This window comes from Klebsiella sp. CN_Kp106, assembly GCF_040064575.1.
Lineage (GTDB): Bacteria > Pseudomonadota > Gammaproteobacteria > Enterobacterales > Enterobacteriaceae > Klebsiella > Klebsiella michiganensis.
This window is the reverse complement of sequence record NZ_JBEAIG010000069.1, coordinates 80,991-104,832: the sequence shown is the minus strand read 5'-3', so window position 1 is coordinate 104,832 and position 23,842 is coordinate 80,991. Positions and strand designations below refer to the sequence as shown.

Here is a 23,842-nt window from a genome sequence, read left to right as displayed (position 1 = left end):
CTGCTGGCTGTTTTTGCTTGCCCGGATTACGCGTTATGGAACTTCTTCTTCTTGTCTGGCGCCAGTATCGCTGGCCGTTTATCTCCGTCATTGCCCTGAGCCTGCTGAGCGCGGCGCTGGGTATTGGGCTTATCGCCTTCATTAACCTGCGCCTGATAACCCTTGTCGATACCTCCCTGACGGTCCTGCCGGAGTTTCTCGGGCTGCTATTGCTGTTGATGGCGGTCACCCTCGGCTCGCAGCTGGCGCTGACCACGCTCGGCCACCATTTCGTTTACCGCCTGCGCGGCGAATTTATTAAGCGCATTCTGGATACGCAAATCGAGAAGATCGAGAAAATCGGCAGCGCGTCGCTGCTGGCCGGGCTAACCAGCGATATCCGCAATATCACCATTGCCTTCGTACGCCTGCCGGAGCTGGTGCAGGGGATTATTCTGACCTTTGGCTCCGCCGCTTATCTGGCCTGGCTGTCAGGAAAAATGATGCTGGTTACCGCCCTGTGGCTGGCGTTGACCATCTGGGGCGGATTTATGCTGGTATCGCGGGTTTATAAGCATATGGCGTCGCTGCGCGAAAGCGAAGATAAGCTGTATCACGACTACCAGACGGTGCTCGAAGGTCGCAAAGAGCTCACTCTCAACCGCGAGCGCGCCGAATATGTGTTTAATCAGCTCTATCTGCCGGATGCGCGAGAATACCGGCACCATATTGTTCGCGCCGATACCTTTCATCTGAGCGCGGTCAACTGGTCGAATATTATGATGCTGGGCGCGATTGGCCTGGTCTTCTGGATGGCCAACAGCCTGGGCTGGGCCGATACGGCGGTGGCGGCGACCTACTCGTTGACCCTATTATTCCTGCGCACGCCGCTGCTCTCGGCAGTAGGCGCGCTGCCCACTCTGCTCAGCGCGCAGGTGGCATTCAACAAGCTAAATAAGTTTTCGCTCGCACCGTACCGCGCTGAGTTCCCGCAGCCGCAGGCGCATCCCCACTGGCAGACGCTCGAGCTGCGCGACATCACCTTCCATTATCCTGACAACAGCTTTGCGGTCGGGCCGATCAACATGACCCTCAAGCGCGGCGAACTGGTCTTTCTCATCGGCGGTAACGGTAGCGGGAAATCGACGCTGGCTATGCTGTTGACCGGTTTGTACCAGCCCCTTTCCGGGCAGATCCTGGTCGACGAGCAGCCGATGGCGGCGGATAAGCCGGAAGATTATCGCAAGCTGTTCTCGGCGGTGTTTACCGACGTCTGGCTGTTTGACAGACTGCTGGGGCCGGAAGGGAAGGCGGCTGACCCGGCGCTGGTGGAGAAGTGGCTGGGTTATCTGCAGATGAACCATAAGCTACGGCTCGACGATGGCAAAATCCTCGACCTGAAGCTGTCAAAAGGGCAGAAAAAGCGCGTGGCGCTGCTGCTGGCGTTAGCGGAAGATAGAGATATCATCATGCTGGATGAATGGGCGGCGGATCAGGACCCCCATTTCCGCCGTGAGTTCTATCAGGTGCTGCTGCCGCTGATGAAGGAGATGGGTAAAACCCTCTTTGCTATAAGCCATGACGATCACTACTTTCAGCACGCCGACAGGCTGCTGGAAATGCGCGGCGGCCAGCTGTCTGAGCTGACCGGAAATGAGCGCGAGCTGGCGACCCGCGACGCGGTCGCCCGTACCGCCTGATCGCTTTACGCCGTCCCGGAGGCGCCAGCCGACCTCCGGGCTTCCCGCAGGCTGCTGTTTTTTCCGTCGACTGAATTCATAGCGGTTATTATTTCCGCCTCCTCGCGCTATGCTTAAGGCTTCCGGCCTGCTGGTCTGACAGATATTTTTACAAGGATTGCCTGACCGATGTCCGTTTTGCATAAAAAAAGCGCCAGATTGCGTGACGAAGAGCGCGCCCGCCTCATTTGGCTCCTGAGCACCGATAAAGCCGTCACATCCTCGCTGCTGGGTAAATTAACCCTCGCTGAACGTTACGATGACAGCACGCTTGCCGACGATCTGGCGGAAGTGGAGATGCTGGTTTCCCACCTGCCGCCTCCGGACCTTGCCGATGCGCTCGAAGCGCTGCCTTACGATGCGCGCAACGCGCTCTGGCGGCTGGTCGCTGACGATAAGCGCGGTGAAGTGCTGCTGGAGGCATCGGAAAGCGTCTGGGGCGACCTCATCGAGGAGATGAGCGATCACGACCTGCTGTTCGCGCTGCAAAATCTCGATATTGATGAACAGGTCTACCTGCTGCAGCACCTGCCGCGCGATCTGACCGGACGTTTGCTGGCCACGCTGCCCGCGGATAAGCGCGCGCGTATCCGCCAGATGATGCGCTACGCCGACAATACCGTCGGCGCGATCATGGAGTTCGAGGTCATTACCGTTCGTCCGGAAGCCACTCTCGCGGCGGTACAGCGCTATCTGCGGCGACTAGGGAAAATGCCGGAGAACACCGACAAACTGTTTGTGACCACCCGCAATAAGCTGCTGCTCGGCGAACTCGAGCTGCAAACCATTCTGCTCAACGATGCGCAGAAGCGGGTGGGGGAAGTGATGGAAGGCGATCCGGTGACCTTCCAGCCGCACGAGGACGCGGAAAAAGTCGCGCGTACCTTTGAACGTGATGACTTACTCAGCGCGGCGGTGATTGATGCCGACGGCAAGCTGATGGGGCGTTTAACCATCGATGAGATCGTTGACGTGGTCTACGAGGAGACGGATAACGATCTACGCCGGATGGGCGGCCTGAGCAACGATGACGATGTGTTTGCCCCGGTGAGCAAAGCGGTGAAGACCCGCTGGGCCTGGCTGGCGGTCAATCTGTGCACCGCCTTTATCGCCTCCCGCGTTATCGATGGTTTCGAGCACACCATTTCCCAACTGGTGGCGCTGGCCTCGCTGATGCCGATTGTCGCCGGAATCGGCGGTAACACCGGCAACCAGACGATCACCATGATCGTGCGGGCGATGGCGTTACAGCATATTCAGCCGGGAAGCTTTTCGTTCCTGATCCTGCGTGAGATGGGCGTCGCGCTGATCAATGGGATCGTCTGGGGCGGGATTATGGGGGCGATCACCTGGTGGCTGTACGACGATCCGCAGCTGGGCGGCGTAATGACGCTGGCGATGATGCTCAACCTGTTGATGGCGGCGATGATGGGGGTGATTATCCCGATGGTGATGGTCAAGCTGGGACGCGACCCGGCGGTCGGCTCCAGCGTGATGATTACCGCTATTACCGACACCGGGGGATTCTTTATTTTTCTTGGGCTGGCGACGCTTTTTTTGATGTAGCCTGCGCTTGAGTGCGCAGACGGCGAGGGATCAGGGCCATTGAGAGCAGGCCTGCCAGAACGCCGATTGCCAGATTGCTGGTGCCGACGGTCGCGCCGACGGTCACCAGCATCACCAGCGTTTCCGGCCACGGATTGCGCGCCAGCTCCGCCGGACGAATGCTGTGCCAGCTAAAGGTTTTTACCGCCACTATCACCATCACGCCGGCGAGCACGGCCATCGGGATTCTCGCCATCACTTCGCTTAACGCGGTTACCAGCAATAGCAGTACCAGGCCTGCGGCAACGGTCGAGACGCGGCTGCGCGCTTTGCCCATTTCAACGTTAACGATGGTCTGACCGATCATCGCACACCCGGCGATGCCGCCGTAAAACCCGGCGAGAATGTTGGCGACGCCCAGACCGGCGCTCTCGCGCGCCTTACTGGAAGGAGTGTGGGTCAAATCATCGACCAGCTTCGCCGTCAGAAGCGACTCCATCAGGCCGACAAAAGCGATGCTCAGCGCGCAGGGCCAGATGATGCGCAGCGTGGTTAAGTCGAGGGGCACCATCAGGCTGGTTAACCCCGGCAGTCCGCCGCTCATGGAGCCCTCATCGCCGACGGTCGGCAGCAGCTGGCCGCTGAAAACGGTAAACAGCGTCAGCAGAACGATAGCAATCAGCGGAGAAGGGATCGCTTTAATAAAGCGCGGCGCCCACAGGACAATCAGCAGCGTCAATACGAACAGACCGATAATCAGCGGCTGCTTGCTCCAGAAATGGGGTACCTGAGCAAAAAAGATGAGAATACCCAGCGCGTTAACAAAACCGGTCATCACCGGCTGTGGGATAAAGCGCATCAGGCGCGCCATGCCGCATAGGCCAAACAAAATTTGAATAACGCCTGCCAGCACGACCGCCGGCAGAATGTAGCCGACGCCGTATTGGTGCACCATGGGCCCGATAACCAGCGCCACCGAGCCGGCGGCCGCGGTGACCATCGCCGGCCGACCGCCGAGGACCGACATCGCCAGGCACAATACCACGGAGGCAATCAGGCTAACTTTCGGGTCAACGCCAGCGATGACGGAGAAGGAGATGACTTCGGGGATCAGGGCCAGCGCGGTGAGCACGCCTGCCAGCGTTTCACGCGTCAGCAGCGCGGGCGAGCGCAGTATCTGGCCTAATGCGCCAGCGTGACCAGAGGTAGCGGAATCGGAAACTGGGGGCATAAAAAAAGTTCGCAGAATTTAAAAAATTTTGGCCAGGAACGGTCGCTGCTTACGTGCGGTCGGTCACAAAACCGAGGATAATAGCGCGGATGCATCGCTGACACCAGTACAAAATGTGATTTGTGATACACATTTATTAAACATTTTTATAACAGATCTCAAAACTCAACTTAAAATTTAAACAATATTTAAATTTTTTTTCTTCAGTGTTACCTTTGAAGCCGAGAATCGTTTCACCTGCGCTAAATAAAAAAGCGAGTAAAGTAAGGCTCAAATCCGATGAAGAAAAAGATGGCCGTACCCAGCTCACAGGCGGTTGGTTCCAATAACACTCGGACCAACACCCGCCATGAGCAAGAGACGGATGTATTGTTGATTGGCGGCGGCATCATGAGCGCCACGTTGGGAACCTGGCTGCAGGAACTGGAGCCGGACTGGTCTATTACCATGGTCGAGCAGATGTCCAGCGTCGCGGAAGAGAGCTCGAACGGATGGAACAACGCGGGCACCGGCCACGCGGCGCTGATGGAATTGAACTATACGCCGCAAACCGCTAACGGTATCAATATCGATAAAGCGGTTGATATCAACGAATCTTTCCAGATTTCTCGTCAGTTTTGGGCCCACCAGGTGACCCGCGGCATTCTGAAAAAGCCTAAATCCTTTATTAACAGCGTGCCGCACATGAGCTTCGTGTGGGGCGAAGACAACGTGAACTTCCTGCGCGCCCGCTATGCGGCGTTACAACAAAGCGAGCTGTTCCGCGGTATCCGCTACTCTGAAGATCATCAACAAATTAAAGAGTGGGCTCCGCTGGTGATGGAAGGGCGCGATCCGCAGCAGAAGGTGGCCGCGACCCGCTCAGAAGTCGGCACCGACGTGAACTACGGTGAAATTACCCGTCAGCTGATCGCCGGACTGCAAACCCATGATAATTTCTCGCTTCAGCTGGGTACCGTGGTCCGTCGCTTTAAGCGCAACGCCGACAAGAGCTGGAGCGTAACGCTGGCGGATGCGAACAATCGCCACCAGAAACGGGTTATCAGAGCTAAATTTATCTTTATTGGCGCCGGCGGCGCCGCGCTGACCCTGCTGCAGGAAACCGGTATTCCGCAGGCGAAGGAGTACGCGGGCTTCCCGGTCGGCGGTCAGTTCCTGGTTTGTGAGAACCCGGAAGTGGTGACTCACCATCTGGCTAAAGTCTACGGCCAGGCGGAAGTGGGCGCGCCGCCGATGTCGGTTCCGCACATCGACACCCGTATTATCGACGGCAAACGCGTGGTGCTGTTTGGGCCGTTCGCGACCTTCTCAACCCGCTTCCTGAAAAACGGTTCGCTTTGGGATCTGCTGGCCTCCACCAATACGTCGAATATCATGCCGATGCTCAACGTCGGGCTGGATAACTTCGATCTGGTAAAATACCTGATTAGCCAGGTGCTGCAAAAGGACAAAGATCGTCACGCGGCGCTGTGCGAGTACTATCCGGAAGCGCGCAAAGAAGACTGGCGCTTATGGCAGGCCGGCCAGCGCGTGCAGATTATCAAGCGCGACGCGAATAAGGGCGGCGTTCTGCGCCTGGGAACCGAAGTTGTCAGCGATGATGAAGGCACGGTAGCCGCGCTGTTGGGCGCCTCGCCGGGTGCTTCCACCGCGGCACCAATCATGCTGCAGCTGATGGAGAAAGTGTTCAAAGAGAAGATCAACTCAGCGGAGTGGCAGGCGAAACTGAAAGCGATTATCCCGAGCTACGGTACGCGTCTGGATGGCAACGCAGCGGAAATTGAAAAGGCGCTGGCGTGGACCAGCGAAGTGCTGGAACTGCGCTATGAGCCGCTTACTGAGGCTGATAACGTTCCGCAGGCGACGCTAAAGCCGCTGCCGGAAGGGAAACCTATCGCTGACATCGCGCTGTAAGCGCTTCTCCGGCGGCGCAGGCCGCCGGATTCACTCTTCAGGCATTAACGCTCAACGGCTACGCCGATGGTTTCGTCCGCTCTCCAGATACGATATTTCACGTCGATATTCGCCGGGGTATAAACCACGATCGGCAGCTTGCTGTTATAGCGCAGCATGCCCGCATCGCCCAGGCCAGCCATCACAAACTGCTTCTCTTTTTTACCATCCGGGCAGGCCATCATGGTTGAGACGGGTGACGTCACTTTATCAAATACGTAGTAGTCGTAGCCCCAGCCTTCCAGGGTTTTGCTTTCCAGCTGGCCGCCAAGGCGGTGGCGGTTGCAGTCGACTTCCAGCGTCTGGCCAATCATCAGCTCGACTTTCAATGCGGATTCATCCTGCTGCTGCGGCAGCTGAATCACCTGACGCTTCATCCCTTGTTCCGCCTTTGGAAACGGGGCGATCTTCTCCAGCGGCTGCTCAGCTGCAGCGGCGCTGGTGGACATGCAGGCAACGGCCAGCAGGGAGGCAGCAAACGTAGTGATTTTTTTCACGTGGGTAATCCTTTGTTATCAATCATAAACAGCATAATGTTAGCATTTGTTACGTTGATGGGCAGTGGCGTTTACCAAAATTTTCACAGATACCAGTTATAAATTCTGCTTATTGGTGCGGGGGTAGGGGATTTCATCGCGGTTGAGCAAGGGGTATCCCCCTGACCTCGCTGCCCCCGCGATGTTTTACTAATTACAGAGCCGCTAAGGTGCCGGTCATTGCCTGACAGGAATGCCGCTCTATGCCTGTAAAGTTGTGCAATACCGGCCGCTACTCCTCGTGATTTTTACCCTCTTCTAAGAAATCCTCATCAAGCTCATCGATGTTTCCGGCGTGATCGCGTCCGGACAGCAGGTTCCAGCAGGCGATAAACAGGGCGGCGATCAGCGGGCCGATAACAAAGCCGTTGATGCCGTAGATTTCCATTCCGCCGATCGTGGTGATCAGGATCAGGTAGTCCGGCATTTTGGTATCTTTACCCACCAGTAAAGGTCGCAGAATGTTATCAACCAGGCCTACGATGATTACAAAGAAACCGACGATAAACGCGCCCTGCCAGAGCTGACCGGTCGCGAAGAGATAGATCGCCGCAGGAACCCAGATAATCGCCGAGCCCACCGCCGGGATCAGCGACAGAAACGCCATCAGCGCGCCCCACAGGATGCTGCCATCAATGCCCACGATCCAGAACGCCAGTCCCCCAAGTGCGCCCTGGGCGAGCGCGACCGCCACGGTGCCTTTGACCGTCGCCCTGGCGACGGCGGCAAATTTGGCGAAAAGATGCTGCTTCACGTGATTTGATAGCGGCAGGGATTCCAGAATCAGCCTGACCAGGTACGGACCATCTTTTAGCAGGAAAAACAGCAGATAAAGCATGATGCCGAAGCTGATGGTAAAACCGAACGTGCCTTTACCAATCAGGAATGCGCTACCGGCAAGGTACTGGCCTCCTTTAAGCGCAACGTCCGAAAGCTGCCGCTGAATCTGTTCCGCGCTATCAAGATTATGCTCTGAGAGGAAGCTCCTTGCCCATTCCGGCAGGTGAGCAAACAGGCTGGCTACCACGGTCGGGAACTGGGTATCGTTATGCTGCAGTTTGGTGTAAACCACGTTGAGCTCGAAGGCCAGCGACGAGAGGATGATCGCCAGCGGGGTAAACACGATCAGACAGATAATCACTATTGTCAGAAACGCCGCCAGGCCGTTACGCTCGCCGAGCCGATCGCGCAGTTTGTTCTTCACCGGGTGGAAGATCACCGCCAGAATTGCCGCCCATAAAATGGCTGAATAATAGGGGGAGAGAACGTCGAAAAAAGCAAGGGTGACGATCAGCACGATCAGGATGAAAAATCCTTTCGTAAGTCCATTAACTCTCATGTAAATCCTTCAGAAAAATGACGTGTACAGTCAAATAATAGAGGTTTTTCCGGGATTTACAATCAGAGTCGCGGTAGCGTTTCGCTTAGAACAGGGTGGAAATATGACATTAAAAAACCCGCAAACTCTGTGAGAGTGCGGGTTCTTAAGGGGTTACCGATTTAATCGGTGAATAATTTGGTCGGCACGAGAGGATTTGAACCTCCGACCCCCGACACCCCATGACGGTGCGCTACCAGGCTGCGCTACGTGCCGATTCGTGGGGAACAATATTACCCGTTCCCCAAGCGAATGCAAGCCGGGAAATGACTGATTGATTTATAAATAATCAATCAGTTAGCGATAAAGCGTTTTTCATCGGTCAGCACCTGCAGCAGCAAGCTGAGCTGCGGTTTTTGATCGTTAATTTTCTCGCCGTCGCTGTTCCACGTTCTGTAAGTGCCGTTGTGATTAAGCACAACCGTGAATTTCGGCGTGGTAATGGCCAGCGTATCGCTATTGGCCGCGGTGACCCAGGCACGACGGCGGGCGGCGCTAAACAGATCCTCACCTTGCGAATACTCGTTGGCCGGGGTAGAGACGTGGAGCAAACGCTGCATCAGCGTTGTCATCACGTCTTTATTATCGGTCAGCGTCGCGATCTCCTGAGCCGGCGTGCCCGGCCAATGGATCACTAAGGGAACCTGCAGCTGCTCGCGCGACCAGCCAAACTGCTCATGCTGCGGGTTCAGCGGCATTCCACGGCCCGCGGTCACGATAACCACCGTGTTGTCCAGCTTGCCCGCTTCCCGCAGCGCGTTCAGCACGCGGCCAATTTGCGTATCGACCGCGCCCGCGGCGTTACCGTAGCGGCGGACGAAGTTTTGCTGCTGCCCGTCGTCAAAGGTAGTGCCGTTGAGCGAAACCCACGAGAACCAGCGGTTTTCATCCTGGGCGTAGCGGTCCAGCCAGTTAATCCACTGGTTTGCCGTCTGCTCGTCGCTTTGCGCTTTCGCGACGGGCAGTGAGAAATCGGACAGCAGCGCCTGACGGTAGAGCGGGCTGCTAAAGCCATCTGATGAGAACAGGCCCAGCTGATAGCCCTGCTGATTCAGCGACGTAATCAGCGCCGCGGGGATACGCGCAGACAGAACGCCGTCCATATAGCTCGGGGAAATACCGTAGAACAGGCCAAACATGCCGCTGTCAGCGGTGTTGCCGGAGCTCATGTGCTGGGTAAAGTTCACGTTGTCTTTCGCGAACCCGGCCAGCGCCGGCATGTTTTTCTCAAAGCGCGAATAATTAAGGTTATCAACGGTAATCAGCAGCACGTTATAACCGGTACCGAGATCGCGATAACGCAGATCGCTCAGCGGATATTGCACCGAGACGGCTTCTGGCGCGCCTTGTTCCACCAGACGGCGCTGGTAGTCCTGCGCGTCGAGCAGGCCATGTTTTTCCAGGAAACGGCGCGCCGTCATCGGATAGGAGAGCGGCAGGTTGGCCCGCTGCATGGTGATCGGACGATAGAAGTTGGCATCCGCCCAGATATAGACCAGATGGCTACTGATAAAGGAGATAAAGAAGAACCAGGCAACGGGTCGGGCGTAGTGGCGGCGACGCGTCAGGCTGCGCAGCTTCTGCCAGCTCCAGGTCGCGAAGAGCATTTCCAGCAGGAAAATGATCGGTACGCTGATAAACATCAGCTGCCAGTCGCGCGCCATCTCGTTCTGGTCGGGGTTGATAACCAGTTCCCAGACAAAGGGATTAAGATGCAGGTGGAAACGGGTGAAAACTTCGCTGTCGATTAGCAGCAGCGTCATGCCCACGGTCGCCAGAATAACCGAGATAAAGCGCATTAAGCGCTGAGAGACGACGATAAAAGTCAGCGGGAAAAGAATCAGCACGTAGCTGGTAAAGACCAGGAAGCTGAAGTGACCAACGAGGCTGACGTACGAAAAGAGGCGTCCGGCAAGCGTCGTTGGCCAGTCGGCGACAAACAGATAGCGACTGCCGAGCACCATAGCCAACAACATGTTGAAAAGGGCGAACCAGTGCCCCCAGCTGACCATCTGGGAGACTTTTTCTCGGTAGGGCTGACGAAGAGTCACCATATACTGTTGTTCGTTATCCTTAGTGCGCTGGATCGTCGTTGATAGATGACTGCAGCGCCTGGGCAAAAGAACGGGCGATGGCCTGACGCTGCGCCGGCGCGACGCTACTGTTGATCAGGTTAGTCACCATATTGCCCAGAACCATCAGTGAAAGGTCAACGGGCGCTTTATGTGTTTCCAGAACGCTCGTCAGCTCGCTGAGCAGCTGTTCGACGTGTTCATCGCTATAGCGGGATAATTGCGGCATAAACTCAAAATCTGTTTGTTCGTGAAAGGGCAACATATTACCGTAGCAGCAGCTTTTTTTCCGCATTTTTTCGCCACGACGCAAAAGCGCGCGGCTTCGCTCGCAAAGAGTCACGCGGCGGTTGCGTCGTTGCCCCCGCGGTGGTTGAATACCGCCCGGTCTAAAAGGAGAGTTTAACATGAGTCTGGATATCGACCAGATTGCCCTGCATCAGTTAATCAAACGTGATGAACAAAATCTGGAGCTGGTGCTGCGCGAATCGTTGCTGGAGCCGACGGAGACGGTTGTCGAGATGATGGCCGAACTGCATCGTGTCTACAGCGCAAAAAATAAAGCCTACGGCCTGTTTAATGAAGAGAGCGAGCTGGCGCAGGCGCTGCGCGGGCAGCGTAAGGGCGAAGAAGCGTTCCTGCCGTTTAGCCGCGCCGCTACCGGGCGCCTGCGCGACGAACTGGCAAAATATCCCTTTGCAGAAGGCGGTATTGTGCTGTTTTGCCAGTATCGTTATCTGGCGGTGGAATATCTGATGGTGGCGGTGCTGAACAACCTAAGCAGCATGCGCGTCAACGAAGAGCTGGATATCAGCTCCACCCATTATCTGGACATCAATCACGCGGATATCGTCGCGCGTATTGATTTAACCGAGTGGGAAACCAACCCGGAGTCAACGCGCTATCTGACCTTCCTGAAGGGGCGGGTAGGGCGCAAGGTGGCGGATTTCTTTATGGATTTCCTCGGCGCCAGCGAAGGGCTGAACGCCAAAGCGCAGAACCGCGGCCTGCTGCAGGCGCTTGATGATTTCGCCGCCGATGCGCAGCTGGATAAATCTGAACGTCAAAACGTGCGCCAGCAGGTATACAGCTACTGCAACGAGCAGCTGCAGGCCGGTGAGGAAATCGAGCTGGAGTCGCTGTCGAAAGAGCTGGCGGGCGTCAGCGAGAAAACCTTTCAGGAATTTACCGCCGAACAAGGCTACGAGCTGGAAGAGAGCTTCCCGGCGGATCGCAGCACGCTGCGTCAGTTAACCAAGTTTGCCGGCAGCGGCGGCGGGTTAACCATTAATTTTGACGCTATGCTGCTGGGCGAGCGGGTGTTCTGGGATCCGGCTACGGATACCTTAACCATTAAAGGCACGCCGCCGAACCTGCGCGACCAGCTACAGCGCCGTACTTCTGGCGGAAATTAATGCACAAAATCCCGACGTCGAGTCGGGATTTTTTTTGCCTGAACCCGTATTACAGGGCGTAGAGGATTTCTACACCCGCCAGGGTTAGCTGCTGTCGCAGCGCCTCGTCCAGGGTCGTATCCACGATCAGCGTACTGGCTGCCCCCAGCTCGCCGATGGCAAAGGCCGACGCGGAGTTAAGCTTTTCTTGTGACGCCATCACCACCGTTTCGGCAGCCCGCGCCGCCAGCGCGCGTTTAATGCCCGCTTCTTCATAGTCACCGGTGGTGAATCCCGCCCGGGGGTGAACGCCGGTGACGCCCATAAAAAACAGATCGGCGTTGATACGGGAAATACTCTCGAGGGCCGCAGACCCGACGCTGACGACGGAATGTTTAAACAACCGGCCGCCGATCAAAATCACCTCGATGAGCGGTTTTTGCACCAGCGCGACGGCAATCCCCGGGCTATGGGTGACCACGGTACACGCGAGGTTATCCGGCAGCAGGCGCATCATCTCCCCGGTGGTGGTGCCGCCGTCAACAATCACCACCTGACCGGGCTGAATGAGCTCAACCGCGCGCTGGGCAATGCTCTGCTTTGAGGCGATTTGCACGTTCTTTCTTGTTTCAATAGGCGCGATGGCTTCGGAAACCGGCAGCGCGCCGCCGTGGACGCGCTGCAGCTTGCCTTCCGCGGCCAGCTCCCGCAGATCCCGGCGAATGGAGTCCTCTGATACGCTAAAGCGCTGGCTGAGATCTCCGGACATCACCTGTTTTTCCTCGGCGAGGATCTGCAAAATCTGCTGTTTTCTCTGGCTGGCGAGCATCAAAATACCTTCATGAGTGATCTTGTTTGTGCACGATTATGCATGTTATGTTGCTCGCTGTCACCTAAAAGGGGAAAAACATGCACGCTGACGCACCGCGCGTTCGCCATATCCGCGAAACGCTATTATCGGACAACTGGTACACGCTCAAGAAATATACCTTTGAACTACTGCGCCGTGACGGGCGCTGGCAGGAGCAGAGCCGGGAAGCTTACGATCGCGGCAACGGCGCGGTGATCCTGCTCTACAATCGTGAAAAGCAAACGGTAGTGCTGGTTCGCCAGTTTCGCTTTCCGGTGTGGATTAACGGCCATGATGGATTTTTGATCGAAGCTGCCGCCGGACTGCTGGATAACGCTTCTCCTGAGGCGCGCATCGTTGCCGAAGCCGAAGAGGAGACCGGTTTTCGCGTCACGCGCATAGAGCCGGTATTCACCGCTTACATGAGCCCCGGTTCGGTGACGGAGAAGCTTTACTTTTTCATTGCCGAATACTCTGCCGACGATCGGCGCGGCGACGGTGGCGGCCTGGCGACGGAAGGGGAAGATATTGAGGTGCTGGAGTGGCCGCTGGAAAAAGCGTTGCAGGCTATTCGCGAAGGGGAAATCGTCGATGCGAAAACGATTATGCTGTTGCAGCATCTGGCGCTGAACAGGTCAACGCTACTCGGCTGATAAACAAAACGCCCCGAACCTTGCGGAGCGGGGCGCTTGCCATACAACTTTCAGCGAGCGATTAAGCGCGAACGAAGTCGATGTGGGACAGCTTCGGCTTGAACGGGTGACGCTGAACAGCCTGAGCTTTAACTTTCTCTTCTTTGCCATCAACAACGATGGTCAGAACTTCGTTGTAGAACTCAGCGTTGGTCTGCATGTTCCACACTTTGTCGTGATCCAGTTCGATTGCTACTGGCGCAGCTTCGCCGCCATAGATGATGGCCGGGAATTTGTTAGCTGCACGCAGGCGGCGGCTCGCACCCTTACCCTGCTCTTTACGTACTTCTGCGTTGATAGTAAACATTGATGTCTCTCTATATATAAATCCTGCTACAGGCGACCCAGCAGCAGGCAGATTATCTGCTTTGCGAATGCAAAAGCGGGCGGCATTATAGCCGCCATAGGTGTTTGCAGCAACCAAAACCTCAGACGTGAGGACGATTAGCGTAGTTCGTTGGCCCGGCGGAATCGGCCCTGATAATCAAATACTTTCTCCCGCACCTGCCAGTATTGCCCCTTCATGCGCGCCACGACAAAGTCCGGATGGCGCAGAAGCGCCTGCTGGGCGAGGATATCGGCGGGCGTTATCCAGCGCAGCGGTACGCCCGGCGTTCGGGTATGCGGGCGGATAAAGAGCTGCTCAAAGGCGGTGCGCTGGGCGGGCGTATGCAGTCGGAAGCGCTCACTAACATCCGCGCCATCTTCATCGTAATAGGTGATTTTTAGCCAGGCGCCTTTATCATCCGCGCCGTGCTGCAGATCCATACCGCTACAGCGCAGCACCAGCGCATCTTTAAGCTTCAGCGCGGCTTTCAGCATGTCGTCGGGGTCGACCAGAATGGTATCGCACTCGCGGCAGCGGCGGGCGGCGATATCGTTTTCCGCGTTACACTGCGGGCAGTTTTTAAAGCGAAAACGAAAATCACACTGCTCGCGATGGCCTTCATCATCCTCAAACCAGCCCTGGCAGCGGCGGCCAAAGTGTTCAATCAGCGTGCCGTCGGCGGTGGTTTTCCCCCAGAACGTATTGGCGAAACCGCATGCCGGGCAAAAAACCTGGACCGGCACGTTGTCGCTTTTACCCTTCGGCGTTCCCACTTCAGGCGCGTAAAGGTCGTGCGGATTACCGGCGTAATCGAGAATCAGGCAGTCCGTTTTACCCGGCGCCAGGCGCAGGCCGCGGCCGACGATCTGTTGGTAAAGGCTCACCGACTCGGTCGGGCGCAGGATGGCGATCAGATCGACATGCGGCGCATCAAAGCCGGTCGTCAGTACCGCGACGTTAACCAGATAGCGGTACTGCTGAGCTTTAAACGCGTCGATGATGCGATCGCGCTCCGGCCCCGGCGTTTCACCGGTGATTAAGGCCGCTTCGCCCTGCGGAAGCAACCCGGTCACTTCGCGGGCGTGTTCAACGGTGGCGGCGAAAATCATCGCCCCTTTGCGCGTTTGGGCGAATTCAACGATTTGGCTGACGATATGCGGCGTGACGCGCTGCTGTTTTTTCAGTTCGTGGTTTAAATCAGCCTCGCTGAACAGGCCGTTACTTTGCGACTGCAGGCGGCTGAAGTCATATTGAACCACCGGCATATCCAGCCGCTCCGGCGGTGTCAGGTAGCCGTTCTTAATCATATAGCGCAGCGGCAGCTCGTAGATGCAGTCGCGAAATAGCGCGTTTTCATCGCCGCGCACCATGCCGTGGTAGTGGAACTGGTAAATCCACCCCTTACCGAGGCGAAAAGGCGTCGCGGTCAGCCCCAGCAGGCGCAGGTGTGGATTGACCTGCTGAAGGTGGCTGATAATCTGCTGATACTGGCTGTCATCATCGTCGCTGATGCGGTGGCACTCGTCGACGATCAGCAGCGAAAACTCGCCCTGAAACTGGTCGAGGTTGCGGGCGACCGACTGCACGCTGCCAAAGACCACTTTACCGTGGCTCTCTTTACGCTTGAGGCCCGCGGCGAAAATATCCGCTTCCAGGCCGAGCGCGCAATACTTGGCCTGGTTCTGCGCCACCAGCTCTTTAACGTGCGCCAGCACCAGCACGCGACCGCGCGCCAGGCGCGCAAGTTCGGCGATAACCAGGCTTTTACCTGCGCCTGTCGGCAGCACAATCGCAGCAGGTTCATGATGGCGGCGAAACCAGGCGAGCGTCGCGTCGACCGCCTCTTTTTGGTAGGGACGTAATGTAAATGTCATGAATTTATGGCGGTTAATTAACTCGCGAATAGTATGCCACGAATCTTTTCCCTTGAGTGGTGTTAATAGCCCGTTATACTACCCCATGAAATTCTTCTTTTTCGGGCGCGTTGCCCGCTCCAGCACTTGTACAGGCTAAAAAAATCTCATGCGACTTGATAAGTTTATCGCTCAGCAACTTGGCGTTAGCCGGGCTATTGCCGGGCGTGAAATCCGCGGCAGCCGCGTTACCGTGGACGGCGACATTGTAAAAGACTCCTCCTTCAAGCTTCTGCCGGAGCATGACGTCGAGTATGACGGCAATACGCTGGTTCAGCAGACCGGCCCGCGCTACTTTATGCTCAACAAGCCGCAGGGTTACGTTTGTTCCACCGAGGATCCGGATCATCCGACGGTCCTTTATTTCCTCGACGAGCCGGTGGCGCACAAGCTGCATGCCGCGGGGCGTCTGGATATCGACACCACCGGACTGGTATTGATGACCGACGATGGCCAGTGGTCGCACCGCATTACTTCCCCACGCCACCATTGCGAAAAAACCTATCTGGTGACGCTGGAAAATCCGCTGGATGAGTCCACCGCCGAGCAGTTTGCCAAAGGCGTTCAGCTGCATAATGAGAAAGACCTGACCAAACCGGCGGTGCTGGAAGTGGTGACGCCGACCGAAGTCCGCCTGACCATTAGCGAAGGGCGCTACCATCAGGTGAAGCGGATGTTTGCCGCGGTGGGGAATCATGTGATTGGCCTGCATCGCGAACGTATTGGCGATATCGCGCTTGATGCGTCGCTGGCGCCGGGTGAATATCGTCCGCTGACGGCAGAAGAAATTGCCAGCGTTGGCGGCCAACATGCGCGGAGTAAAACGTGACGGCAAAGCAGAATTCTTCATTAGGGATTGTGTTTATTCTTGGCCTGCTGGCCATGTTAATGCCGCTGTCGATTGATATGTATCTTCCGGCGCTGCCGGTGATTGCGGCGCAGTTTAATGTGCCGGACGGCAGCGCGCAGATGACGCTCAGTACCTATATTCTGGGCTTTGCCCTGGGCCAGCTTTTATATGGCCCAATGGCGGACAGCATGGGGCGTAAACCGGTGATACTGGGCGGTACGTTGGTTTTTGCCGCGGCGGCGGTGGCCTGCGCGCTGTCGCAGACTATCGATATGCTGATCACCATGCGCTTTTTCCACGGCCTGGCGGCCGCGGCGGCGAGCGTGGTGATTAACGCCCTGATGCGCGATATCTATCCCAAGGAAGAGTTCTCGCGGATGATGTCGTTCGTCATGCTGGTGACCACCGTCGCGCCGCTGGTGGCGCCGATGGTCGGCGGAGCGGTGCTGGTGTGGTTTAGCTGGCATGCGATCTTCTGGATCCTCGCGGTGGCGGCGCTATTAGCCTCGGCGATGATCGCCTTCTTTATTAGCGAGACCCTGCCGCCGGAACGCCGGCAGAAATTTCATATTCGCACTACGCTCGGCAACTTCGCGACGCTGTTTCGCCACAAGCGGGTGCTGAGCTATATGCTGGCAAGCGGTTTCAGCTTCGCCGGGATGTTCTCGTTTCTGAGCGCCGGCCCGTTTGTCTATATCAATATCAACCACGTTTCACCGCAGCACTTTGGCTACTATTTTGCGCTGAACGTCGTCTTCCTGTTTGTCATGACCATGATCAACAGCCGTTTTGTGCGGCGGGTTGGGGCGCTGAACATGTTCCGCGCCGGGCTATGGATCCAGTTTGCGATGGCGGCGTGGATGGTCGTGTGCGCGCTGTTTGGCGTGGGGTTCTGGGCGCTGGTGTTTGGCGTGGCGGCGTTCATCGGCTGCGTTTCGATGGTCTCCTCTAACGCGATGGCGGTGATTCTCGATGAGTTTCCGCATATGGCCGGGACCGCTTCCTCGCTGGCAGGGACGTTCCGTTTCGGGATTGGCGCCATTGTCGGCGCGCTGCTGTCGATGGCGACGTTTACCACCGCCTGGCCAATGCTGATTTCTATCGCCTTCTGCGCCAGCAGCTCCATCCTCTTTTACCTCTACGCCAGCCGACGGCGCAAAGCCGCGCGCTAAGCGACTTTCAGGGGGCGATATCGCCCCTTTTTTTGATGCATGTCAACCAAATCTGGCTTCTCTGTTCAGCGATTTGTTTATTTTATGTAAAATCAAATCGTTCAAAAAGTCGCATGATTGCGATAAAAAAGTTGTTTTAGATCACAGAAACGGGTACATATAGCCCGAAGATGTTCCATCTGCACAATTATAAACTTTTACATTACAAACCAATAACACGGCTATGCCACTGGTGTAAGCGTTTTCTGTGCAGGAAGAGGACTGGTTGTCAATAATGTGTTAGTATTGATGTAAAATTATTGTGAAGTATTTTGCTTCCGGGGTAAACACGTGAATACACTGCAACTCTCTATCGTACACCGTCTGCCGCAGAGCTATCGCTGGCTGGCCGGTTTTGCAGGTTCAAGAGTTGAACCGATTCCGCAAAACGGCGCCCAGAGCGAAAACAGCCTCGTGGCGTTGAAATTACTCAGCCCCGATGGCGAAAGCGCGTGGCCGGTCATGCATAAGCTCAGCCAGGCGCTTAGCGACATCGAGGTCGACAGCTCTGTCGTTGAATGCGAAGGGGAACCGTGCCTGTTTGTTAACCGTCAGGACGAATTCGCTGCAACCTGCCGCCTGAAAAATTTCGGCGTGGCGATTGCGGAACCTTTCTCCGGCAACAATCCCTTCTGACCGTCAGCTTAACGCCAGCAGCTGACGGGTATACTCCTGCTGCGGAGCGGTAAATACGCGCTCGCACTCACCCTGCTCGACGACTTCTCCCTGCCGCAGCACCATCACCTGATGACACAACGCCCGCACGACGCGTAAATCATGGCTGATAAAAATATAGGCCAGCTGATGCTTTTGCTGTAACGCCTTCAGCAGCGCGAGGATTTGCGCTTGCACGGTTTTATCCAGCGATGAGGTGGGCTCATCCAGCACGATAAGCTGCGGTTTGACGACCAGCGCCCTGGCGATCGCGATGCGCTGACGCTGGCCGCCGGAGAAGGCGGCAGGGTAGCGATGCCGTGAGTATGGATCGAGGCCGACCTCCTGCATCACCTGAATCACCGCCTGCTCCCGTTCGGCCGGCGCGAGCGTCGGTTGATGGACGCGCAATCCCTCTTCGATAATTTGCAGCACGTTGAGCCGCGGGTTTAGCGATGAGTTAGGATCCTGAAAGACCACCTGCATGCGACGACGCAGCGGCAGCATCTGCCGGCGATTACGTCCCTGAAGCGCCTCACCGTCAAAGGCGATCGCGCCATCGGAATGAATCAGACGCAGAAGCGCCAGCCCGGTGGTGCTTTTGCCCGATCCGGACTCGCCGACCAGCCCCAGCGTTTCTCCCGCGCGCAAATGAAAGCTGAGGGCGTTAACGACCCGGTTATGATCGACAACTCGCCGCAGCAGACCTTTACGTATCGGGAAAGCGATAGTCAAATTTTCCGCCCGCAGCAACACCGGGGCATCGGGTGCGAGCGGGACGGGATCGCCCGACGGCTCGCTATCCAGCAGGCGGCGGGTATAAGGGTGTTCGGGGGCGGAAAACAGCGCCCGGCAGCCGTTTTGTTCCACGCAGCGGCCGTTCTGCATCACCGCGACGCGGTCGGCGAGCTGACGAACGATGCTCAGATTATGGGTGATAAACAGCAGCCCCATATTCAACTCTTGCTTCAGCTCCCGCAGCAGCGTGAGGATTTGCGCCTGCACCGACACGTCCAGCGCGGTGGTGGGTTCGTCGGCGATAAGCAGCTCCGGGCGGGTTAACAGCGCCATGGCGATCATCACCCGCTGGCGCTCGCCGCCGGAAAGCTGATGGGGATAGTCGGCCAGCCGCCGGGGCGCGTTGCGGATGCCGACGCGATCGAGGCAGTCGAGGATTTCCCCGCGCGCCGCTTCTTTGCGCATCCCGCGATGCAAAGAGAGCACTTCGTACAGCTGTTTTTCCAGAGTATGCAGTGGATTAAGCGAAACCATCGGCTCCTGAAAGATCATCGCAATGCGGTTACCGCGCACGCCGCGCAGGGTGCGTTCATCCGCGTGCAGCAGCGACTGGCCGTGAAAACGGATGTCGCCGGCAGGATAGCTGACCGGCGGCGACGGGAGTAGCCGCAGCACCGATAGCGCGGTCACGCTCTTCCCGGAGCCGGACTCGCCGACCAGCGCCAGGGTCTCGCCGACGGCAATCTGCAGCGACAGTTCGCTGACGACGGGGGTAGTTTCACCCTGCTGGCGAAAGGCGATGGAGAGGTTATCGATATCTAACAAAGGTTGCGTCATGCTACACCGCCTTGCTTGGGTCAAAGGCGTCGCGAACCGCTTCACCAATAAAAATCAATAACGTCAGCAGGACCGCCACCGACAGAAAAGCGGCGATGCCCAGCCAGGGCGCCTGCAGGTTGTTTTTACCCTGCAACAGCAGTTCGCCCAGCGAAGGGGAGCCCAGCGGCAGGCCAAAACCGAGGAAATCGAGCGAGGTCAGGGTGGTTATCGAACTGCACAGAATGAACGGCAGGAAGGTCAGGGTGGCGACCATGGCGTTAGGCAGCATATGGCGCAGAATAATGGCGCGATCGCTGACGCCGAGCGCCTGCGCGGCGCGGATATAATCATAGTTACGGGTGCGCAGGAACTCAGCCCGGACCACGCCGACCAGCGTCATCCAGCCGAACAGCACGGTAATGGCCAGCAGCCACCAGAAGTTGGCCTGTACAACGCTTGAGAGCAGGATAATCAGAAACAGCGTCGGCATTCCCGACCAGACTTCGATAAACCGCTGCCCCCAGAGGTCAATCTTCCCGCCGTAATACCCCTGAACGGCACCGGCCATCACCCCCAGTACGCTGGAGAAGAAGGTCAGCAGCAGTCCAAAGAGAATGGAAATGCGCGTGCCGTACAGAATACGCGCCAGCACGTCCCCGCCGTTGGCATCGGTGCCCAGCCAGTTCTGTCCTGACGGCGGCGAAGGGAAGGGCGCGTCGGTGGCGAAATTAATGGTCGTCGCGCCGAAACGAACCGGCGCCCACAGGGCCCAGCCGTTATCCGCCAGCCGTTTTTGCAGCCACGGGTCCTGATAGTCGGCGGCGGTGGCAAAGCTGCCGCCGAAGGTGGTCTCACTGTAGTTTTTCAGGAGCGGAACGTAGAAGCTGCCGCGGTACTGGACCAGCAGCGGCTTATCGTTAGCAATAAGCTCTGCGCACAGGCTACAGGCGAAAAGCGCTAAAAAGAGCCATAGCGACCAGTAGCCGCGGCGGTTGTGGCGAAAACGCGCCCAGCGGGCCTGATTGACGGGACTAAAAAATGTCATTAGCGGCCCTCAAAATCGATTCGCGGATCGACCAGCGTATAGCTGATATCGCTGATGATATTCAGCAGCAGGCCAATCAGGGTAAAAATATACAGCGTGCCGAACATGACCGGGTAATCGCGAGATACGGTGGCCTCATAGCCCAGCAGCCCCAGTCCGTTTAGCGAGAACATCACCTCAATCAGCAGCGAGCCGGTAAAAAACATACTGATAAAGGTGGCCGGGAAACCGGCAATCACCAGCAGCATCGCGTTGCGAAACACGTGGCCCCAAAGGATCTGCTTTTCGCTGACGCCCTTGGCGCGTGCGGTAACCACGTACTGCTTGCGGATTTCATCAAGAAAGCTGTTTTTGGTCAGCATCGTGAGGGCGGCAAAACCGCCGATCACCGTTGCCAGCACCGGTAGGGTGATATGCCAGAGATAGTCGAGGATTTTTTGGTACCAGGGCAGGCTGTCGAAGTTGGCTGACACCAGCCCGCGCAGCGGAAAGAGATCGAAATAGCTGCCGCCGGCAAAGATAACGATCAGCAAAATGGCAAACAGGAACGCCGGGATGGCATAGCCGATAATAATCAGCGTACTGCTCCAGACGTCAAAATGGCTGCCGTTGCTGACCGCTTTACGGATCCCCAACGGAATCGACACCAGGTAGATGATGAGCGTACTCCACAGGCCCAGGGTGATTGAGACCGGCAGGCTGTCTTTAATCAGCTGCAGTACCGATGAGCTGCGAAACAGGCTATCGCCAAAATCAAAGCGCAGATAATCACCGAGCATTTTAAAATAACGCTCGTGCAGCGGCTTATCAAAGCCGTAGCGGTGGGTTATCTCAGCAATCACCTCCGGGTCCAGCCCGCGCCCGCCGCGATAGTGCCCATCGCTGATGTTGCTGACCCCGGTACGCGCATGGCTGGCGGCCATGCCGCCATCTCCGGCGCCGGGCAAGCCGCCGCGGTCGCCGAACTCAATCGCCGCGATCGCCTGATCGACCGGACCGCCGGGCGCGATCTGCACAATAAAAAAGTTAATGGTGATAATCGCCCACAGGGTGGGGATGATGAGCAGTAGTCGGCGGAGCAGATATGCACCCATCTTAATTCCTTAGCGTCTGTCCGCGGGGAGTCTGGCCGCTTTGCTTGCGTCGTACCACCAGTTTTCGAAACCGGAGGAGTAGACCGCGCGGGTCTGCGGGAAGGAGAATTTGTCCCAGTATGCGGTTCGGTCCTGCGCCATATACCACATCGGCAGCATGTAATAGTTCCAGGTCAGCACGCGGTCGAGAGCCCGGCCCAGCGGCAGCAGCTTTTCTTTATTACCCTGCCAGCGAATAATCTGCGCGATGAGCCGGTCGACGGCCGGGCTTTGTACCCCTGAGGCGTTATAGCTGGAGTTAATATATTCGGAGTCCCAGGAGACTTGCAGGTCGGTGCCGGGCCAGGGCGTGGCGCGCCAGACGTTGGGCATCATGTCGTAATCCCGGCTGCGCTTGCGGTTACTATACTGGGAGTTGTCGACCTGGCGAATATCCATGACGATGCCGAGCCGCTGGAGGTTGTGCTGGAAGGGCAGGACCCAGCGATCGCTGCTGCCGGAAGGAAGCAGCAGCTCAAAGCGTAACGGTTTGCCGCTCTTCGCATTAACCCGCCGCTGGTTTTTCACTATCCATCCCGCCTGGTTAAGGATGGCATCCGCCTTCAGCAAGTTTGCGCGTTCGAAACCATCGCCGCTGGAAACCGGGGGGCGGTATATCTGCGTGAAAACTTCGGCCGGGATCTCTTTTTTCAGCGGCGTTAACAGCGCCAGCTCGTCGGCATCCGGATAATCGCGCGCCGCGTATTCGGTATTCTGAAAGAAGCTGTTGGCGCGGCTGTAGGAGTGATAAAACAGCGCCTTATTCATCCATTCAAAATCAAAGGCGAGGGTAATGGCTTCGCGTACCCGGCGGTCGGAAAATACCGGGCGCTGAATGTTAAAGGCCAGCCACTGCGTATTCTGCGCCGAGGTGTTGGTGTATTCATCTTTAACGATATAGCCGTGGGTAAAATTGCGCCCGACGTAGCGGGTAGCCCAGTTCTTGGCAACGTTCTCTTCGCGACGGTCGACGGCGCCGGCCTTAAAGGCTTCGAAAGCGACGTTGTCGTCCAGGTAATAGTCGTAGCGCAGCGTATCGAAATTCCAGCGCCCGCGGTTGACCGGTAAGTCGGCGGCCCAGTAGTCCTTAACCCGCGAGTAGGTAATGTACTGGCCCATGCGCCAGGCGGTGATGCGATACGGGCCGCTGGCCAGCGGTGGGGCGGATAGCGGGTCGCTGAGTTTATGGTTTTTCCAGAATTTTTCCGGCATCACCGGTAGCGTCATCAGGCTAAGCATGTTCTCTTTGCCCGGTTTGGCTAAATCAATGCGTACGGTGAGCGGAGCGATGGCTTTTACGGTGGTGCCTTTATAATAGAGGCGAAACTGCGGCACCCCTTCGGTCATAAACTTCTGGAAGGTAAACGCGACATCGCTGGCGGTGACGGGGCTGCCATCGTGATAGCGGGCGCGGGGATTGAGCGCGATCTCCATCCATGAAAAATCATCGGCATAGCGCGTATGCTCGGCGATCAGCGGATAGTAGCTGCCGGGCTCATCATCAGAGGTGGTGAATAGCGTGTCGTATAAGCTTTCGGTACGGATACCGGGGTTGCCGCGCATGGCGTAGCGATTGAAATTATCAAAAGTACCGATGGCCGCGAGGGTAATCGCCCCGCCTTTAGGCGCGGCGGGGTTGGCATAATCGTAATGGTCAAAGCCCGCGGCGTATTTCGGTTCGCCGATAATAGCGAACCTGTCGCTCTCTTTAATCGTTTGCGCCTGGCTCTGCAGGCTAAATAAGGTCAGCAGGATCAGGCTGATGCGTGCAAAAATAACCAG

20 protein-coding genes and 1 tRNA gene are annotated in these 23,842 nt (G+C 57.0%); 8 read left to right on the top strand and 13 right to left on the bottom strand.

The window, feature by feature from the left end:
* The first annotated feature begins 35 nt into the window (after nt 1–35).
* Nucleotides 36–1,679: a multidrug ABC transporter permease/ATP-binding protein gene (locus ABLU96_RS23960; RefSeq protein WP_064404459.1), complete on the top strand. Its 1,644-nt coding sequence runs from the start codon at nt 36–38 to the stop codon at nt 1,677–1,679.
* A gap of 168 nt (nt 1,680–1,847) precedes the next feature.
* On the top strand, nt 1,848–3,284 hold the full coding sequence (gene mgtE / locus ABLU96_RS23955; protein ID WP_014230209.1) for a magnesium transporter: 1,437 nt from the start codon (nt 1,848–1,850) through the stop codon (nt 3,282–3,284).
* Here mgtE and ABLU96_RS23950 read toward each other — a convergent pair.
* Nucleotides 3,247–4,494: a SulP family inorganic anion transporter gene (locus ABLU96_RS23950; protein ID WP_049101612.1), complete on the bottom strand. Its 1,248-nt coding sequence runs from the start codon at nt 4,492–4,494 to the stop codon at nt 3,247–3,249. The genes mgtE and ABLU96_RS23950 overlap by 38 nt on opposite strands.
* Before the next feature lie 279 nt (nt 4,495–4,773).
* Between ABLU96_RS23950 and mqo the strand changes: the two genes are divergently transcribed.
* The gene (mqo, locus tag ABLU96_RS23945; protein ID WP_064404461.1) at nt 4,774–6,408 is read left to right on the top strand and encodes a malate dehydrogenase (quinone); all 1,635 of its coding nucleotides are present in this window, start codon (nt 4,774–4,776) and stop codon (nt 6,406–6,408) included.
* Nucleotides 6,409–6,452: 44 nt separating this feature from the next.
* Here mqo and eco read toward each other — a convergent pair whose 3' ends face one another.
* From eco to ABLU96_RS23920, 5 genes are all read right to left on the bottom strand, one after another.
* On the bottom strand, nt 6,453–6,944 hold the full coding sequence (gene eco / locus ABLU96_RS23940; protein ID WP_014230206.1) for a serine protease inhibitor ecotin: 492 nt from the start codon (nt 6,942–6,944) through the stop codon (nt 6,453–6,455).
* 271 nt (nt 6,945–7,215) lie between these two features.
* On the bottom strand, nt 7,216–8,322 hold the full coding sequence (locus tag ABLU96_RS23935; protein ID WP_009653963.1) for an AI-2E family transporter: 1,107 nt from the start codon (nt 8,320–8,322) through the stop codon (nt 7,216–7,218).
* 178 nt (nt 8,323–8,500) lie between these two features.
* Nucleotides 8,501–8,577: transfer RNA gene (locus ABLU96_RS23930), tRNA-Pro, on the bottom strand.
* A gap of 77 nt (nt 8,578–8,654) precedes the next feature.
* Complete coding sequence (yejM, locus tag ABLU96_RS23925; RefSeq protein WP_014230182.1) at nt 8,655–10,415, bottom strand: LPS biosynthesis-modulating metalloenzyme YejM; 1,761 nt, start codon at nt 10,413–10,415, stop codon at nt 8,655–8,657.
* A 19-nt stretch (nt 10,416–10,434) separates the two neighbouring features.
* Nucleotides 10,435–10,662 (bottom strand): YejL family protein, encoded by a 228-nt coding sequence (locus tag ABLU96_RS23920; RefSeq protein ID WP_004133900.1) that lies wholly within the window; start codon nt 10,660–10,662, stop codon nt 10,435–10,437.
* 178 nt (nt 10,663–10,840) lie between these two features.
* Here ABLU96_RS23920 and yejK point away from each other — a divergent pair, with 178 nt between their 5' ends.
* A complete protein-coding gene (yejK, locus tag ABLU96_RS23915; protein ID WP_348862862.1) occupies nt 10,841–11,848 on the top strand; it encodes a nucleoid-associated protein YejK in 1,008 nt (335 codons plus the stop codon).
* Between the two features lie 49 nt (nt 11,849–11,897).
* On the opposite strand, the gene ABLU96_RS23910 is transcribed toward yejK, so the two are convergent.
* Nucleotides 11,898–12,656, bottom strand: a complete 759-nt coding sequence (locus ABLU96_RS23910; protein WP_064404463.1) for a DeoR/GlpR family DNA-binding transcription regulator — start codon at nt 12,654–12,656, stop codon at nt 11,898–11,900.
* Between the two features lie 80 nt (nt 12,657–12,736).
* Between ABLU96_RS23910 and ABLU96_RS23905 the strand changes: the two genes are divergently transcribed.
* Nucleotides 12,737–13,330: an NUDIX domain-containing protein gene (locus ABLU96_RS23905; RefSeq protein WP_009654037.1), complete on the top strand. Its 594-nt coding sequence runs from the start codon at nt 12,737–12,739 to the stop codon at nt 13,328–13,330.
* 61 nt (nt 13,331–13,391) lie between these two features.
* Here ABLU96_RS23905 and rplY read toward each other — a convergent pair whose 3' ends face one another.
* Both rplY and ABLU96_RS23895 read right to left on the bottom strand, forming a co-directional pair.
* Entirely contained in the window at nt 13,392–13,676 is a 285-nt protein-coding gene (gene rplY, locus ABLU96_RS23900; protein WP_004103955.1) for a 50S ribosomal protein L25, read from the bottom strand.
* A gap of 137 nt (nt 13,677–13,813) precedes the next feature.
* Nucleotides 13,814–15,571, bottom strand: coding sequence for a DEAD/DEAH box helicase (locus tag ABLU96_RS23895; RefSeq protein WP_064391615.1), 1,758 nt, complete (start codon nt 15,569–15,571; stop codon nt 13,814–13,816).
* Between the two features lie 148 nt (nt 15,572–15,719).
* Here ABLU96_RS23895 and rsuA point away from each other — a divergent pair, with 148 nt between their 5' ends.
* The 3 genes from rsuA (at nt 15,720) to ABLU96_RS23880 (ending at nt 18,307) form a co-directional block, all read left to right on the top strand.
* Nucleotides 15,720–16,439 (top strand): 16S rRNA pseudouridine(516) synthase RsuA, encoded by a 720-nt coding sequence (gene rsuA, locus ABLU96_RS23890; protein ID WP_064391617.1) that lies wholly within the window; start codon nt 15,720–15,722, stop codon nt 16,437–16,439.
* Nucleotides 16,436–17,632: a Bcr/CflA family multidrug efflux MFS transporter gene (locus ABLU96_RS23885; RefSeq protein ID WP_014230177.1), complete on the top strand. Its 1,197-nt coding sequence runs from the start codon at nt 16,436–16,438 to the stop codon at nt 17,630–17,632. Before rsuA ends, ABLU96_RS23885 begins: the two co-directional genes overlap by 4 nt.
* A 330-nt stretch (nt 17,633–17,962) precedes the next feature.
* Complete coding sequence (locus ABLU96_RS23880; protein ID WP_004122937.1) at nt 17,963–18,307, top strand: YejG family protein; 345 nt, start codon at nt 17,963–17,965, stop codon at nt 18,305–18,307.
* A 3-nt stretch (nt 18,308–18,310) separates the two neighbouring features.
* On the opposite strand, the gene yejF is transcribed toward ABLU96_RS23880, so the two are convergent.
* The 4 genes from yejF to ABLU96_RS23860 are packed head-to-tail and all read right to left on the bottom strand — an operon-like array spanning nt 18,311 to nt 23,836.
* Complete coding sequence (yejF, locus tag ABLU96_RS23875) at nt 18,311–19,900, bottom strand: microcin C ABC transporter ATP-binding protein YejF (RefSeq protein ID WP_064404466.1); 1,590 nt, start codon at nt 19,898–19,900, stop codon at nt 18,311–18,313.
* 1 nt (nt 19,901) lies between these two features.
* Nucleotides 19,902–20,927, bottom strand: coding sequence for an ABC transporter permease (locus tag ABLU96_RS23870; protein ID WP_047723213.1), 1,026 nt, complete (start codon nt 20,925–20,927; stop codon nt 19,902–19,904).
* The gene (locus tag ABLU96_RS23865; protein WP_004122930.1) at nt 20,927–22,021 is read right to left on the bottom strand and encodes a microcin C ABC transporter permease YejB; all 1,095 of its coding nucleotides are present in this window, start codon (nt 22,019–22,021) and stop codon (nt 20,927–20,929) included. Before ABLU96_RS23865 ends, ABLU96_RS23870 begins: the two co-directional genes overlap by 1 nt.
* Nucleotides 22,022–22,030: 9 nt before the next feature.
* A complete protein-coding gene (locus ABLU96_RS23860; RefSeq protein WP_025106741.1) occupies nt 22,031–23,836 on the bottom strand; it encodes an extracellular solute-binding protein in 1,806 nt (601 codons plus the stop codon).
* Nucleotides 23,837–23,842 lie beyond the last annotated feature (6 nt).

Bases quoted from the DNA above. Each gene is read 5' to 3' on its own strand.
- ABLU96_RS23960 (WP_064404459.1), top strand. From the start codon at position 36: ATGGAACTTCTTCTTCTTGTCTGGCGCCAGTATCGCTGGCCGTTTATC.
- mgtE (WP_014230209.1), top strand. From the start codon at position 1,848: ATGTCCGTTTTGCATAAAAAAAGCGCCAGATTGCGTGACGAAGAGCGC.
- ABLU96_RS23950 (WP_049101612.1), bottom strand. From the start codon at position 4,494: ATGCCCCCAGTTTCCGATTCCGCTACCTCTGGTCACGCTGGCGCATTA.
- mqo (WP_064404461.1), top strand. From the start codon at position 4,774: ATGAAGAAAAAGATGGCCGTACCCAGCTCACAGGCGGTTGGTTCCAAT.
- ABLU96_RS23935 (WP_009653963.1), bottom strand. From the start codon at position 8,322: ATGAGAGTTAATGGACTTACGAAAGGATTTTTCATCCTGATCGTGCTG.
- yejM (WP_014230182.1), bottom strand. From the start codon at position 10,415: ATGGTGACTCTTCGTCAGCCCTACCGAGAAAAAGTCTCCCAGATGGTC.
- ABLU96_RS23920 (WP_004133900.1), bottom strand. From the start codon at position 10,662: ATGCCGCAATTATCCCGCTATAGCGATGAACACGTCGAACAGCTGCTC.
- yejK (WP_348862862.1), top strand. From the start codon at position 10,841: ATGAGTCTGGATATCGACCAGATTGCCCTGCATCAGTTAATCAAACGT.
- ABLU96_RS23910 (WP_064404463.1), bottom strand. From the start codon at position 12,656: ATGCTCGCCAGCCAGAGAAAACAGCAGATTTTGCAGATCCTCGCCGAG.
- ABLU96_RS23905 (WP_009654037.1), top strand. From the start codon at position 12,737: ATGCACGCTGACGCACCGCGCGTTCGCCATATCCGCGAAACGCTATTA.
- rplY (WP_004103955.1), bottom strand. From the start codon at position 13,676: ATGTTTACTATCAACGCAGAAGTACGTAAAGAGCAGGGTAAGGGTGCG.
- ABLU96_RS23895 (WP_064391615.1), bottom strand. From the start codon at position 15,571: ATGACATTTACATTACGTCCCTACCAAAAAGAGGCGGTCGACGCGACG.
- rsuA (WP_064391617.1), top strand. From the start codon at position 15,720: ATGCGACTTGATAAGTTTATCGCTCAGCAACTTGGCGTTAGCCGGGCT.
- yejF (WP_064404466.1), bottom strand. From the start codon at position 19,900: ATGACGCAACCTTTGTTAGATATCGATAACCTCTCCATCGCCTTTCGC.
- ABLU96_RS23870 (WP_047723213.1), bottom strand. From the start codon at position 20,927: ATGACATTTTTTAGTCCCGTCAATCAGGCCCGCTGGGCGCGTTTTCGC.
- ABLU96_RS23865 (WP_004122930.1), bottom strand. From the start codon at position 22,021: ATGGGTGCATATCTGCTCCGCCGACTACTGCTCATCATCCCCACCCTG.